This is a genomic window from Glaesserella parasuis (genome assembly GCF_002015085.1).
Classification (GTDB): Bacteria; Pseudomonadota; Gammaproteobacteria; order Enterobacterales; family Pasteurellaceae; genus Glaesserella; species Glaesserella parasuis.
The window spans coordinates 1-1,234 of the sequence record NZ_MUXW01000023.1 but is presented as its reverse complement, the minus strand read 5'-3'; the positions used below and the strand labels follow the sequence as shown (position 1 = coordinate 1,234).

Sequence of the window (1,234 nt, the reverse complement as noted above, 5' to 3'; positions counted from 1 at the left end):
CGCATTAGGTCTTATTGGTGGTCCAGCTGGAGCGGCAACAATTGCAGCAGGTGCATTATTTTATTTCAGCCAAAAGGCACAAGAGGCAAAAGAGGCGGCGTTAGATACCGAGAGTGCGAATAACCGTTTAAAAGAAAGTTATGACGGCTTAAGTGAAAGCGCGTTGACCTTGAAAATTTTTGAGCAAATTCAAGCAATGGAAAATTATGGTGAGCAAATTTCCAAAGTGCAGGCGGAAATTTCCCAAATTCAAACAAGTGCTTGGCAATTTGGTTTAGAGCTGTCTGAAAGTTCCAAGCAAGATCTTGAAAAGTTAAACGCGGAATTAGAAAAGATTCGAGAAAATAAAAATATCGATCTTTCAGTTTTAACCAACCAATTAACCGCACTTGGTGGGGTGTTCTTGTCAAATGGTAAAAGCATTGATGATTTTCGCACCAAAATGAAAAACTTAGGTGTTGATGCCAATACGGCAGATAGCGTCATTGCCGGTTTAAGCAATACGATAAAACAACAGAAAGAGGCGGCGCAAGGTGGAGTAAAAAGCAATTTAGAGCTAGATGAGGCGTTTAAAAAATTAAAAGAACGCGCTTTGACAGTAGCACAAAATCTTGAAGTGGCAAAATTAAAACAACAAGGACAGGCAGAGTCCGCCTTTGTTTTAGCCGGCTTATATGAATTGCTTGGCGATAAAGGCGCTGAATATAATCAAGTGCTAATTGATATTGCCAACGGTACGATTACTGCGGCGAATGCAGCGGATAAAGGCATTGATTTATCTATCGAAACCTTAAATAAACTGATTGAGGGCAGGAAAGTATTACAAGGGATGTTCAAAGATCAAGCTCAAACAGAAAGCATTAATCAGAGTTTACCAAAAGTTGGTGGCAGTCGAGGTAGTGGTGAAAAAGTGCGCAATAGTTGGCTTCAATTTTATGATGAAGTTCGCAAACACAGCCGTTCCACCCTTGAAGAAATTGACGCCGAGCAACAGCGAATGTTCCAACGTTTGGAAGAGCATAATAAAAAAGGGGTAGTTTCACACGAAGAATATGAGTCAGCAAAATTGGCGATTTTACAACGTTTTGCCAATGAACGTGCAAAATTAGCAGAACAGTTCGCCCCTGAGTTGCAATATGCACGCGAGCTAAAAGAGCATTTACAAGATATTCAACAACTCAATGCAGCAGGGCTTTTAACTCATGACCAAGCAAAAAAAGCCACAGAAAATGCC

The 1,234-nt window shown here is 40.5% G+C and carries 1 pseudogene; it reads left to right on the top strand.

Going from position 1 to position 1,234, the window contains the following annotated elements:
- Positions 1-1,234: pseudogene (locus B0183_RS12325) on the top strand (tape measure protein); the annotation flags it as partial.